Origin of the sequence: Brevibacterium yomogidense, assembly GCF_016107685.1 — a bacterium.
Classification (GTDB): Bacteria; Actinomycetota; Actinomycetes; order Actinomycetales; family Brevibacteriaceae; genus Brevibacterium; species Brevibacterium yomogidense.
Window position 1 is genome coordinate 204516 of the sequence record NZ_JABASY010000002.1, and the last position, 12013, is coordinate 216528.

The 12013-nt window shown below is 70.9% G+C and carries 11 protein-coding genes; 2 read left to right on the forward strand and 9 right to left on the reverse strand.

Translation table 11 applies throughout. From position 1 onward, the window contains the following. Nucleotides 1-32 precede the first annotated feature (32 nt). The 5 genes from JFC09_RS05245 to JFC09_RS05265 are packed head-to-tail and all read right to left on the reverse strand — an operon-like array spanning nt 33 to nt 5932. Complete coding sequence (locus JFC09_RS05245) at nt 33-1421, reverse strand: PfkB family carbohydrate kinase (RefSeq protein WP_198392959.1); 1389 nt, start codon at nt 1419-1421, stop codon at nt 33-35. Next, nucleotides 1418-3340 (reverse strand): glycosyltransferase, encoded by a 1923-nt coding sequence (locus JFC09_RS16865; protein WP_198392960.1) that lies wholly within the window; start codon nt 3338-3340, stop codon nt 1418-1420. Before JFC09_RS16865 ends, JFC09_RS05245 begins: the two co-directional genes overlap by 4 nt. Then, nucleotides 3337-4389: a glycosyltransferase gene (locus JFC09_RS05255; RefSeq protein ID WP_198392961.1), complete on the reverse strand. Its 1053-nt coding sequence runs from the start codon at nt 4387-4389 to the stop codon at nt 3337-3339. Before JFC09_RS05255 ends, JFC09_RS16865 begins: the two co-directional genes overlap by 4 nt. Continuing rightward, on the reverse strand, nt 4386-5459 hold the full coding sequence (locus tag JFC09_RS05260; RefSeq protein ID WP_198392962.1) for a glycosyltransferase family 9 protein: 1074 nt from the start codon (nt 5457-5459) through the stop codon (nt 4386-4388). Before JFC09_RS05260 ends, JFC09_RS05255 begins: the two co-directional genes overlap by 4 nt. Then, nucleotides 5456-5932 carry a D-glycero-alpha-D-manno-heptose-1,7-bisphosphate 7-phosphatase gene (locus JFC09_RS05265; RefSeq protein ID WP_332839660.1) on the reverse strand — a complete coding sequence of 159 codons (477 nt, stop codon included), beginning with the start codon at nt 5930-5932 and terminating at the stop codon, nt 5456-5458. The genes JFC09_RS05260 and JFC09_RS05265 overlap by 4 nt, the downstream gene beginning before the upstream one ends. 57 nt (nt 5933-5989) lie before the next feature. Here JFC09_RS05265 and JFC09_RS05270 point away from each other — a divergent pair, with 57 nt between their 5' ends. Next, nucleotides 5990-6922 carry a glycosyltransferase family 9 protein gene (locus tag JFC09_RS05270; protein WP_198392964.1) on the forward strand — a complete coding sequence of 311 codons (933 nt, stop codon included), beginning with the start codon at nt 5990-5992 and terminating at the stop codon, nt 6920-6922. 326 nt (nt 6923-7248) lie between these two features. On the opposite strand, the gene JFC09_RS05275 is transcribed toward JFC09_RS05270, so the two are convergent. The 3 genes from JFC09_RS05275 to JFC09_RS05285 all read right to left on the reverse strand — a co-directional run bounded on the left by JFC09_RS05275 (nt 7249) and on the right by JFC09_RS05285 (nt 9429). Then, nucleotides 7249-8343: a hypothetical protein gene (locus JFC09_RS05275; protein WP_198392965.1), complete on the reverse strand. Its 1095-nt coding sequence runs from the start codon at nt 8341-8343 to the stop codon at nt 7249-7251. A 38-nt stretch (nt 8344-8381) separates the two neighbouring features. Continuing rightward, a complete protein-coding gene (locus JFC09_RS05280; protein WP_198392966.1) occupies nt 8382-8861 on the reverse strand; it encodes a pyridoxamine 5'-phosphate oxidase family protein in 480 nt (159 codons plus the stop codon). A gap of 121 nt (nt 8862-8982) precedes the next feature. After that, complete coding sequence (locus JFC09_RS05285; RefSeq protein WP_198392967.1) at nt 8983-9429, reverse strand: hypothetical protein; 447 nt, start codon at nt 9427-9429, stop codon at nt 8983-8985. 242 nt (nt 9430-9671) lie between these two features. Between JFC09_RS05285 and JFC09_RS05290 the strand changes: the two genes are divergently transcribed. After that, nucleotides 9672-10661 carry an LLM class flavin-dependent oxidoreductase gene (locus JFC09_RS05290; RefSeq protein ID WP_198392968.1) on the forward strand — a complete coding sequence of 330 codons (990 nt, stop codon included), beginning with the start codon at nt 9672-9674 and terminating at the stop codon, nt 10659-10661. A gap of 241 nt (nt 10662-10902) precedes the next feature. On the opposite strand, the gene JFC09_RS05295 is transcribed toward JFC09_RS05290, so the two are convergent. Continuing rightward, nucleotides 10903-11955: an Rv2578c family radical SAM protein gene (locus tag JFC09_RS05295; protein ID WP_198392969.1), complete on the reverse strand. Its 1053-nt coding sequence runs from the start codon at nt 11953-11955 to the stop codon at nt 10903-10905. Nucleotides 11956-12013 lie beyond the last annotated feature (58 nt).

A 12013-nucleotide genomic window follows, 5' to 3' on the forward strand; every position in this document is an offset into this window, starting at 1 on the left:
TCGTACGGGTTGTGCGTTCTCGGGGTGGAGGGTCAGCTGACGATCCGAAGCGCTTCCGCCAGCTGTGTCGTGGAGCGTGCGGGGTGGAAGGGCACTGTCACGGCCTGACCGCCCCATGTCCGGAGGAGGTGCGCTTCGGGCAGCGTCTCGCTCACGTAGTCGCCGCCCTTGACCCACAGGTCCGGGCGCAGCTCCGACAGCACCTCCTCCGGTGTGTCCTCGCCGAACACGACTACGGCGTCGACGCATTCGAGTGCCTCGAGGAGCTCCACACGGTCCGCTTCCTGCATGAGGGGCCGCCCGTCGCCTTTGAGCCGCCGGATCGACGGGTCCGAATTGAGGCACACGATGAGGAAGTCGCCCAGGCTCCGCGCGGCGGACAGTGTGCGGGCGTGGCCGGCGTGCAGCAGGTCGAAGCAGCCTCCCGTGGCGACGACGGTGCCGCCGGCCCGGCGGATCGCCGCAGTGCGCTGCTGGACGTCCGGGATCGACGAGCCGCCGCACGAGCCGCCGCGGGGAGCGCCGTCTGTTCCCGCAGTGGTGGGATCAAGGGAAGAGACCCCACCACCGGCGATGAAGGCCGAGGCGGCGGCGACCGCGTGCTCGACCGCGGGTCCGATGTCAGTGCCGAGCGCCAGCTGTCGGGTTAGGCTGCCGGCGAAGCGGTCGCCGGCCCCGCAGGCATCCCCGTGGGCCTGGTGCGGCGCGGGGATGAACTGCGGCAGCGCGCCGTCGTCCGTCACCACGGCTGCACCTCCGGTGCCCAGCGTCACGACGACCGATCGTGCCGACCAGCGCCCCACCAGGTCCGCTGCGGCGGTGGCCGCGTGCCTGCGGCTGGGGGATCCGATCCCCGCTGTGGCGCATGCCTCTGTGAGGTTCGGGGTGACGGCGGCGGCACCCGGCACCGGGTCCGCGCCGCGGGGGTGCGGGTCCCAGACCACCGGGATCCGCTGCGCCAGCGCGGTGAGCTCCGTCCGGAGCTCCGGCAGCGCGCACAGGCCCCGCCCGTAGTCGGCGACGAGGATCCCGTCTGAGGACCGGAGCGCGGAGATCATCTGCGGTGTGAGCTGCGGAGGGTCTCCCCGCCCACAGTTCTCGTCGAGTCGTGCGATGACCTGGTCGTTCGCGACCACCCGTCGTTTGACCGGTGTCGGTGCGCCGGAAGGACCGACGGCCAGCTGCACGTCGGAGAGCAGGGAGCGCAGACGATCGGCGTCCTCGTCGTCACCCATCGCGGTCACGAGGGTCGTCTGGCAGCCCGACGCGGCCAGCAGCAGGGCTGCGAGCCCCGCACCGCCCGGACGGTGGGCCACCTCGGCGACGTCGACGACGGGTACCGGCCCGTCGGGTGAGAGGCGGTGGGCCGCGCCGTGCACGTCTGCGTCGAGGAGGACGTCTCCGACCACTGCGATCCTCATGGCAGGACCTCCTCTCCACGGCGCGTCTCTCCGTGACGGACGGTCACCGAGCGGCTGCTCGACACACGGCCACGGGGAGCCATCCGCGGTGCGGGCCCGAGGTGTGCGAGGGCAGGAGCGGACGTGCGGTCGACCTCCGCATCGAATACGCGGCACAGCGCGTGGACCGCCATGAGGTGCGCCTCCTGGACGTTCGCCGCGGGCGCGTCGATCGCGACGACGTCGTCGCACAGCCGGGTGAGCGGGTTGGGGGAGGGACCGGTGAGGGCCCAGACGGTGACCCCGCGTTCCGCGGCGGCCTTCGCCACCGCGAGGAGGTTGGGGCTCTTGCCGCTCGTCGTCAGGAGGATGACGACGTCGCCCGGGGCCGCGTGGGCCTGCAGCTGCCGGGCGAAGACCTGCTCGTACCCGTAGTCGTTGCTGATCGCGGTGACAGCGGAGGAGTCCGCGTGGAGTGCCAGTGCGGAGAACGGTGGGCGGTCGTCGGCGAAGCGGCCCACGAGCTCGGAGCTCAGGTGCTGTGCCTCCGCCGCGGAGCCGCCGTTGCCCGCTGTGAAGAGGCGCTGCCCGGAGCTCAGTCGGGCGGCGAGCTCGTGGCCCCAGCGGTGCAGGGTCGACGACTGCCGGCGCAGCGACTCGAGGGCGGCGACGGCGCCGTCGAAGTGGGAGGAGAGGGAATCGCTCCTGCGGTCCGGGGTGCTCCTGCGGAGCATCCTTTCGTACACCGCCTCCGTGGCCGCCGCGACGACGGACCACGAATACTGCTGCCGCACCCGCTCCTGCCCGTTGCGGCCCATCACGGCACCCAGGTGCGGGTCGTCGAGGATCCGGGCTGCGGCCTCGGCGATGGCGTCGGGGTCGTGGGGCGGGACGTGGAACCCGGTCTCGCCGTCGACGACGGTGTCCTGCAGGCCGCCCACGCGCGAGGCGAGGACGGGGACCCCGCAGGCCATCGCCTCCAGGGGAACGATGCCGAACGGCTCGTACCAGGGCGTGCACGCCACCATCGCGGCGCTGCGCAGCACGGCGGGGACCTGCTCGCGGGGGATCTGGCCCCGCAGGTGGACACGATCGGCCACCCCGAGCTCGTCGGCGAGACCGCGCAGACGGACCGCATCCGGGTCTGCATCGAGGTCCTGCTGTCCGGAGCCGCCGCCGACCACGTGCAGCTCCACGTCGTCGTACCCGCGGGCGACGAGCTGGGCGAGGGCGTGTACCACGAGGTCCATGCCCTTGCGCGACACGAGGCGGCCGATGCAGACGATCCGGCGCCGACCGCCTGTGTCCTCGACCTCGTCGCCGGTGCCGAAGAGGCCGAGGTCGACGCCGCACGGCACGACCGTCGTGTCGTCAGCGCTCAGCCCCATCGCCGTCAGCTCGGACACCTCGTCGCGGCACGTGGCGATGATGTGCGACGACTCCTGCCCCACGCGCGGCTCCAGGACCGGACGGTCCAGGGGACTCGTGTCGAGCACCCCCTGATGGCGGCGCTTGACGGTGCCGAGCGCGTGGAAGGTGTGCACGAGGGGGACCGCGGTGAGGCCCGCGGTGTCCAGTGCGGTCCGGGCAGCGATCCCCGACATCCAGAAGTGGGAGTGGACGACGTCCGGCCGGAGGTCCGGGTGGGCCTCCCAGAACGCGGCGATGCCCCCGCCCAGCTCCTGCATGTGCGGCAGCAGGTCGTCCTTCGGGACGTGCTCCGCGGGGCCTGCTGTGATGTGGACGACCCGCACGCCCTCGTCGCAGTCGACGATCTCGTCCAGAGCAGCGTCGTCGCGCCGTGTGAACACCGTGACGCAGTGTCCGCGGGCGGCCAGAGCGCTGGAGAGGGCCGCGACATGGACGTTCTGTCCGCCCGCGTCCACGCCGCCGAGAGCGGCCAGTGGGCTGGCATGTTCCGAAACCATCGAGACCTTCATGACTCTCCGCCTTCCTGGGCCCGGGGCACGGGCGCCGGACGTTCGGTTCTTCTGGGGGTGTACGGAACGGTGAGGAGATCGCCGCTGTCGTGGGCGACCCGGGCGAGGAGCGCATCCCAGTCGTCGAGGAAGCGCTGCAGGCCGTATCGCGCGAGAGCGAACCAGCGGGCGTGCCGTCCCGTCCGCGCCGCCTCGTCGGGGTCCGCCAGCAGACGTGCGGCTGCGCGGTGCAGGTCCGCCACGTCGGCGGACACGACCCCTGCCTCCGGCGGCACCGCCCGCACGGCTTCCGTCGTGGCCAGCGCGAGGACCGGCATGCCGAGGTGCATCGCCTCCAACAGGGACAGCCCGAGCGATGTCCACCGCACCGGGTGGATGTACACGCGCCGGCGGGCCATCTGCCGGTGGAGCTCACCGCGGGGCAGATCTCCCACGGTCGTGAGCAGGTCCGGCGACAGACCGGTGGCGTCGGGCAGACCGTCGATGCCCATCCCGAAGACGTCGATGGGGCCCGCGTCAGCGAATCCGCGCAGCAGGTCCGCACCCGTCACGCGCCAGCGGCGGACCGGCTCGTTGCCGACGAACGCCATGTGCGGGATCTCGCCGGTGTAGAGCGGGCCGGGGTCGCGGATGCCGTGCTCGATGACGTGGGTCCGCGCTCGCCCGCTGTCCCACAGGAGCCGATTGAAGTGGGTGACGTGCACGATCGGGATCGCGGTCTGGTCGCCCAGGGGGTGCACGGTGTCCGGCACGTTCCCGCGCGGAGTGTTGTGCTCGACGTACACGGCGGGGATGTCGACGCCGGGCGTGCGGCCCAGCAGCTCCGCAGCCTCGTCGACCTCCTCGGGGCGCTGCAGGACGACGACGTCGAACGATCCTGCGGCCAGGTCCTCCGGGTGGATCTCGTGGACGGACTGCGGCCAGGGGCGGTCCGCACGCCCGAGTCCCCACGGCCCGCCTTCGGGAAGGGCCGGCAGGAAGTAGTCGTGGTCGCCGTGCACGAACGCGTCGGTCCACGAGCCGTGCACGTGCCAGAGAAGGATCCTCACAGTGCGCTCCTTTCGGCGGGGGCGTGCGCGAGCGGTCGCGGGTGGGCGGCACGCAGGCGGTCGACGGCTGCGACGACGTCTTCAGGTCGGACGGATGCGAGGCACGGGTGCCCCGGCACCGGGCAGTCGCGTGCCCGCGTGCCGCGGCAGGCGACCGTCTGGTCGCCGAGCAGCTCGACGGGCACCCCGTAGGGCGCCCACCGGATCGAGGGGACGACGGGGGAGAACAGACTGACGATGGGTGTGCCGACTGCCGCGGACAGGTGCGCCGGCCCGGTGTTGCCGGTGATGACGACCTCCGCGTGCTGCAGCAGGTCTGCCGTGGCGGCGAGGTCGAGCGCGCCGCCCAGGTCGATGCCCGAGGTGCCGGCGACCGCGGCTGTCAGCTCTGTGTCCGCGGGTCCTCCGGTGACCACCACCCGGTCGCCACGGGCGGCGAGCAGCTCCACCGCCGCGGCGCTGTGCTGGGGCGGCCACATCCGTGCGGGAGCAGCGGCGCCGGGGTGGAGGACGATGTAGGGCCGTTCGGGTCCGCCTGCGTCGACGTACGACCCGCTGGGGTCGGTGATCCGCATCCGGCCGTCGTCGTCCTCGGGCAGTCGGTAGCCGGCGGCGGCGGAGATCGCCAGGCCGCGCTCGACCTCGGGCTGATCCTCGGGGAAGTCCTCACCGGGCTTGAGGCGGACGTCCAGCAGCGAGCCGGGGAAGTCCGTGGAGGCGCCGGTGATGCGGGGGACCCCCGCCAGTCGGAGGACCAGTGCGAGGGGCAGGGGTGACTGGTGGAACGACGTGAAGACGACCGCTTCGTCGAAGTCCTCGGCCGCGATCATCTCCCGCAGCCGGTCGATGCGCTGCTGGGTCACTGCGGGGGACGGCACGATCGTCCACGGGCTGGCCCATTCGAGGGCGCGGACCCCACCGGGCAGCAGCTCGGCTGCGGCGCGTCCCTGCGGCCCGCACAGCAGGACGACTTCGCAGACGTCCGGGTCCGAGGCGATCGCCCGGATCGCGGGTCCCGTCACCAGCACGTCGCCCAGGCTGTCGAGGCGCACCGCGAGCACCTTCGTCATGACCGGCCCCCTTCGTCGAGGCACAGGTCGATCGCCGCGGCGAGGTCGACTGCGACGTGGGCGGCTGCATCGACCTCGGTCTGCAGCGTCACTGCGGTGGGGACGAGGATGCCCGTGCATCCCGCCGCTGCGGCTGCCTGGACATCCGCGCCGATGTCGCCGATGAAGACTGTGCGACGCGGCGCGACCCCCAACGTGCTGCACGCGTCCACGAGCATGCGGGGCGCCGGCTTGCGGCACGGACAGCGGTCCTCCGCCCGGTGCGGGCAGATCTCCCACACGTCGAAGGGTCCCAGCAGCTGTTCGACCCTGGCGTTCACCGCCTCGACCTGGGCGCGGGTGAGGATCCCGCGGCCGATGCCCGACTGATTGCTCACGACACCCACTGGGATGCCGAGTGCGCGGATCCGCTCAAGGCCTGACAGCGCACCCGGCATGGGCGCGACGAGGTCGGGGTCGCCGTTGTAGGGCACGTCGGCGATGAGGGTATCGTCACGGTCGAAGAGGATGGCTTCCGGCAGGGGACGTTGATGAGCAGACCGATCGTGCTGGCCCTGCGGGCGCTGAAGCTCGGCGACCTCCTGGTCGCGGTGCCTGCGCTGCGCGGACTGCGGGCCGGTTTTCCCGACCATCGGCTGGTGCTCGCGTGCGCCCCGTGGCTGCGGCCGGTCGTCGACCTCGTGGGAGGCGTCGACGATCTGCTGCCGACCAGCGGCCTCGACGCGCCGCTCGGCGTCCCGCCCGGCGTCGTCGACGTCGCGGTGAATCTGCACGGGAACGGTGCGGAGAGCCGCGGCCGGCTGGAAGCGCTGCGTGCGCCTCGGCAGATCGGCCACGCGGCGCCCGACTGGGAAGGGCCCGCCTGGATCGACGACATCCACGAACGGGACCGCTGGGTGCGGGTGCTCCACGCGTGCGAGCTGCCCGGAGATGCCGCGGACCTCCGGCTGGCCCTGCCGGTCGGCAGCAGGGGCGCGGGGGAGCCCGACAGTGCGGTCGTCCACGTCGGGGCCGCCCACGCCAGCCGGCACTGGCCGGTGGAGCGGTTCGCGGAGGTGACGAGGGCGCTGCTGGGCGCCGGCCGTCGAGTGATGCTGACCGGCAGCGGTGCCGAGCGCGAGCGCGCTGATCAGGTCGCCGCTCTCGTCGGGCCCGCGTGCGGGCTTCATACCGTGGCGGGTGCGCAGAGTCTGGAGGGCTTCCTCGCGACGATCGCGGCTGCGCGGATCGTCGTCTCCGCGGACACGGGCGCCGCACATCTGGCCAGCGCATTCGGAGTCCCGTCCGTGGTCCTCTTCGGTCCGGCGCCCCCCGCCCAGTGGGGTCCGCCGCCCGGTCCCCACCGCGTGCTCACCGATCCGACGGTCCGTCGCGGGGACGTGTTCGCCCGCACTCCCGATCCGGCACTGCTGGGAGTCAGGGCGGACGACGTGATCCGTGCAGTCCACGCTCTGCTGCAGTGACGAGAGCGCGTTCCGCACGCGCCCCGGCTCCCGGAACCGACAGTGTTCCATGTTCCCTGCCTCTCGCTGCGAAGGCCGTCTGCAGGCGGATCCCGCCGCCATCGCAGTGACCCGCTTCGTCGTCGGGTGCTTCTTCTCCGATGAAACGGCACTTCTCGAGAAATAACAAGGGGGCTTGCCCTGGAAGCCCTGCTCGAGGAGCGTATTCCCAGGTGGGAGGGGGAGGTGTGAGAGCTCTGAGAGTCCGCGCCTCCGCGGGATGTGCGCGGGCTCGGCCGGGGGCGAGCGGCTCCGTTGTCGCGCGGGCGGGCGCGGACGAGGCGGGGTCACTCGTCCGCGTCGTCGGGGTCCTCGAAGGAGTCTGCGAGCTTCCGGCGCTCATAGACGCGCCTGCTGTACGTCGCCTCGCGGATCGCGTCCTCCGTGTTGAAGTTCGATCCCAGGGCGCCTGCGAGCGTGCCCAGGGAGGCGGAGAGCCAGGACAGGTGGATGTATTCGATCATGCTCACCCGGTGGCCCAGCTGCTCCTGCAGGTACGACATGTCGACCACGATCAGGCCGAGCACGAAGAGGATGCACCACAGCACCAGGTGCATCATCGTGACGCCGAAACCCACCGTGGCGATGGTGGCCGTGTTGTCCAGTCGCGGCTGCAGCCGCGTGGCGGCCTCCCGACCCTGCGCCCACAATCCGTTGCGGCCGATGAGCCAGGTGACGAGTACTGCGATGACGGAGGCGCTGATCAGCAGCAGTCGCCACGGGGAACTCGAGTCCGACAGTTCCCAGATCGAACCGTAGAAGATGCCGAAGGCTCCCGTTGCCGCTCCGAGGGCGATCGAGTTCGTGAGCGCAGGCAGGAGTTTCGAGGGCTGATTGCTCCGGATCATTCCCGTGAGGAGGTCGAGCACGGAGAGCCAGCCGGACAGGTGGACGCTCACGATGTCGTTCCGCTCCGGCTCGACATACCGGTGCACCCTCCGGGCGCCGATGATGTCCTTCATGAGCTTCTCGGAGGGGTAGTCGAACGTGTTCGTCTGCGCTGAGCTCACCAGTGCCGTGACGAGCTTCTGGACCCTCCGCGTCGTGCGGAGGGCACCGACGGCGGGCACGGACAGCAGGACCGTCCGGGCATCAGCGCTCGCCTGGCACAGAAGCATCTGATCCGTGCCCAGGCGCGGCAGGTCCGTCAGATACACGAGGTAGTCCCAGCTGTGGGAGTCCCGCAGCTTCTCGGAGTAGTGGAAGACGGGGATCTCGCCCTCCGTGTTCAACGGCAGGCGCTGCTGGCTGATCTCGACGTCCCAGGCGCTCTCCGCCTCTTCCGAAAGCTCCAGGGCGACCGCGCCCGCGATGCGCTCTGCGACGCGCATCGGGACGCCGGGGTCGGCCATGAGCCCGATGGTTCCCGCTCGGTCGACCATGCGAGGGTCCTCCTCGGTCGGAGTCCGGCTCGCCGGGCTCAGTCCAGCGGGACGGTGTCGGTGCCGCCGGCGGGCCTGCCTCCGGTGACCCGCGACTTCACGAGTTCCGCGATACTGCGGACCGCGCCGCCCGGTGTGCCCCAGTACTGTGCGGATTCGGTGGTCACGTGCAGCAGGCCCAGCGACGGGTCCGTGCGACCGCCTTCGAACCACTCCTCCGCGTCGCTGTTCCACAGTTCGTCGATCTTCGCGGGGTCGTCGACGAACTCCGCGCGACCGGACACGGACAGCCACGTCCCTGCGGACGACACTGCGATGTTGACCTCGGAGCCCTGCTGCAGGGCATCGGCCTGGCCTCCGGAGAGCGACACGAAGAACCATGCGTCTGCGTCTTCGGTGACCTCCATGGGGACCATGGGGTGCGCGATGAGCTTCTGATCCCGGCGCGCCGTCGTCACCATGACCCACGGGGCGTCGCGAAGTGTCTTGACGACGTCGGACTGCGAGATATCTGTCATGGGATTCGCCTCCTCACTGGCAAGGCACGTTGCCTTTCCGTGTGGTGCTCACCCTACGGTCACTGCACGGCGCCGTCCAGGGTAGACCGGTCGAGGAATCAACCGGATCGGAACGCGGCTCTCACGTCGTCTTCTTCGGCTTCCTCGACTTCTTCGACTTCTTCCCGCCGGCGGTGACCAGCGCGAGCGCGATCGCGGCCATCCACGAATCCTTGGCGAGTGCAGTGCCCGCGCCGGACGGGCGGATGCCATCGGCCTCGGTCTTCTCCGGGTCGCGGAAGTAGACGCTCAGCAGTCCCGCGGAGAGTCCGCCCAGGGCCAGCCCGGCGATCCGGTTGGGGATGAAGGGCAGCAGGAGTGCGCTGCCGACGGCGATCTCACCGAAGGCCAGCAGCTTTCCGAACAGCTGGGGGTCCAGTTCCTCCAGAGCGGGGACCCCCTTGGCGGCCTCGCCGTGGAGGAAAGTCGCGGTGTCCTCGTCGATGTCGAGCTTCCCGACGCCGGAGTTGAGGATGAATGCGCCGGGGACTCCGCGCAGGGCGAGGGTGGCGATGGAGGGGAGTGCCATGTCAGTCAGCCTTCCTTGTTCTGAGGGGTTCCGGCGGCAGGGGTGCCCGCCGCCACCAGACTAGCCGCCATACGTGTCCGGAGGCAGGGGGCTCCGGGGAGGGTGCGCCAGGAGGGTGGGAGCGGGGAATCCAGGAGGGTGGGATCGGGAAGGAATAGACCGCCTCGGTGGCGGGGTTGAGGACGACGACCCCCGTGCACCCCCGAGTCCCCGTGCACCCCCGATGTGAGGAGAGCCCCGCAGTGTCCGTTCCGTTGAGCATTCTCGACCTGGTGTCCATCTCCGACGGCTCGACGGCGCGGGATGCGATCGCCTCGTCGGTGCGGTCCGCTCAGCTGGCGGACCGTCTGGGGTACCGGCGCCTGTGGTTCGCGGAGCACCACAACACCGTGAACCTCGCCGCCAGCGCGACGTCGCTGCTCATCTCACACGCGGCGGCGGCCACGGAGCGGATCCGTGTCGGGTCCGGCGGTGTCATGCTGCCCAACCACGCGCCGCTCATGGTGGCGGAGCAGTACGGGACGCTTGCGAACATGCACGGAGACCGCATCGACCTGGGCCTCGGCAGGGCGCCGGGCACCGATCAGCTCACGGCGCAGGCGCTCGCCCGCTCGTCTGCGGAGCCCCAGGCGTTCGCGCAGAACATCTACGACCTGCAGGGCTGGTTCGGCGATCAGGGGAGGGCGTACAGCACTCCCATCATCTCCGCGGTGTCCGCCCACACGCACGTGCCGATCTGGGTGCTGGGCTCCACCGTCAACGGGGCGGCCATCGCCGGCCAGCTGGGACTCCCGTTCTCCGTGGCCTCCCATTTCGCCCCCGACCAGCTCGACCAGGCGATCACGGTCTACCGCGAATCGTTCACGACCGAAGCGCCGACGGCGCAGATCGACGAGCCGTACATCATGGCGGGGATCAACGTCATGGTCGCGCCCACCGATGACGAGGCGGCCCGGGAATTCACGACAGTCGGGCAGATGTTCCTCGACCTGCGCACCGGTGGCCGCAGGAAGCTCCAGCCGCCGATCGACCCGGACGCGCTCGCCGCCCGCGGTGGCGGGAACAACCCGATGCTGCAGATCAGTGCCGTCGGTTCCCCCGCGACGGTGAAGCAGCAGCTGGAGGGCTTCGTCGAGCGGACCGGCGCGGACGAACTCATCACCGCCACGTACGCGTTCGACCCCCAGGTGCGGGATCGGTCGCTGGAGCTGCTGGCCGACGTCTGGTTCTGATCCGAGGGCGCACCGGGGATGCGCAGTGTGACCTGGTCCTCGACGTCGCCCCCCCCGGATCGGCGATGCCCCTCCTCATAGCGCTGCCGGCACTGTTCGACTTCTGAGCCGGCCGCTGCGCGTCGCTCGGGATGATTCGCCCTGTGGGGCGGGTCGTCCAGGACTGCGCAGGTTCGGAGTCGTCGCGTCCTTCTGCGCCGCGTTCCTCGCCGGGCGGACGATCGCGGACACGAAGGCGACCTCAGAAGAGTGCTGGCTGGATCGCGGAGTCTGCGGCCCTGCCCGTGTGGGTCGCTCTGTCCGCGGTCCTGCCTGCCGCCCGGCCCCGCTCGACCGGTGAGTCTGTGTCCTCGTCGTCGGTGCCCGCCAGGCCGTGGCGTTCGATGAGGGGCCGGATGCGGCGCGCGAGCATCCGATGGTATGCCTGCGGTGCATAGGCGGAACGGGCGTACATCCCCTCGTAGGCGCCCACGAGGTCGGGGCGGTGGTCGCGGATCCAGGTGAGGAACCATTCCCGCGCACCGGGGCGCAGGTGGAGTGCTCCGTAGACGACGCGGTGCGCGCCGGCGTCAGCGATCCCCCGCAGTGCGTCATCGAGCTGCGAGGTGGAGTCCGTGAGGTAGGGGAGCACCGGCATGAGGAAGACGCTCACCCGGAATCCGAGGTCCGCCGCCGCGCGGACGGTCGCGAGCCTGGCCTTCGTCGTCGGGGTCCCCGGTTCGATCGAGGCCTGCAGGTCGTCATCGAACACCGCGATCGACATCGCGAGGTCGACCGGGACCTCCTCCGCCGCACGTGCGAGCAGGGGCAGGTCGCGTCGCAGCAGCGTTCCCTTCGTGAGGACGGACAGGGGCGTGCCGCTGTCCGCGAGCGCCTCGATGACGCCCGGCATGAGCCGATAGCGGCCCTCCGCGCGCTGGTACGGGTCCGTGTTCGTCCCCAGTGCCACATGTTCGCGCGCCCACGAGCGACGGCGGGTCTCTGCGCGGACGACGTCTGCGACGTTGACCTTCACGACGACCTCGCGGTCGAAATCGTCGCCGGAATCCAGGTCCAGGTACGTGTGGGTGCTGCGTGCGAAGCAGTAGACGCAGGCGTGCGAGCAGCCCCGGTAGGGGTTGATCGTCCAGGAGAAGGGCATCGAGCTGCGAGCGGGGACCCGGTTGAGCGCCGACTTCGCCATCACCTCGTGGAAACGCATCCCCGCGAATTCCGGGGACGCTGTCGTGCGCAGCAGGCCGGGTATCTGCAGCGGGCCCGCCACCTGTGCTGTGGACTGCGCTTCCCATCTCATGCCCTCGATTAGAACAGGTGATCGAATACGGGTCAAGAGGGGCACCGATTTGCAGTTG

Excerpts from the sequence above, each read along its gene's own strand:
- JFC09_RS05245 (WP_198392959.1), bottom strand. The coding sequence starts at position 1,421 with ATGAGGATCGCAGTGGTCGGAGACGTCCTCCTCGACGCAGACGTGCAC.
- JFC09_RS16865 (WP_198392960.1), bottom strand. The coding sequence starts at position 3,340 with ATGAAGGTCTCGATGGTTTCGGAACATGCCAGCCCACTGGCCGCTCTC.
- JFC09_RS05260 (WP_198392962.1), bottom strand. The coding sequence starts at position 5,459 with ATGACGAAGGTGCTCGCGGTGCGCCTCGACAGCCTGGGCGACGTGCTG.
- JFC09_RS05270 (WP_198392964.1), top strand. The coding sequence starts at position 5,990 with ATGAGCAGACCGATCGTGCTGGCCCTGCGGGCGCTGAAGCTCGGCGAC.
- JFC09_RS05275 (WP_198392965.1), bottom strand. The coding sequence starts at position 8,343 with ATGGTCGACCGAGCGGGAACCATCGGGCTCATGGCCGACCCCGGCGTC.
- JFC09_RS05280 (WP_198392966.1), bottom strand. The coding sequence starts at position 8,861 with ATGACAGATATCTCGCAGTCCGACGTCGTCAAGACACTTCGCGACGCC.
- JFC09_RS05285 (WP_198392967.1), bottom strand. The coding sequence starts at position 9,429 with ATGGCACTCCCCTCCATCGCCACCCTCGCCCTGCGCGGAGTCCCCGGC.
- JFC09_RS05295 (WP_198392969.1), bottom strand. The coding sequence starts at position 11,955 with ATGAGATGGGAAGCGCAGTCCACAGCACAGGTGGCGGGCCCGCTGCAG.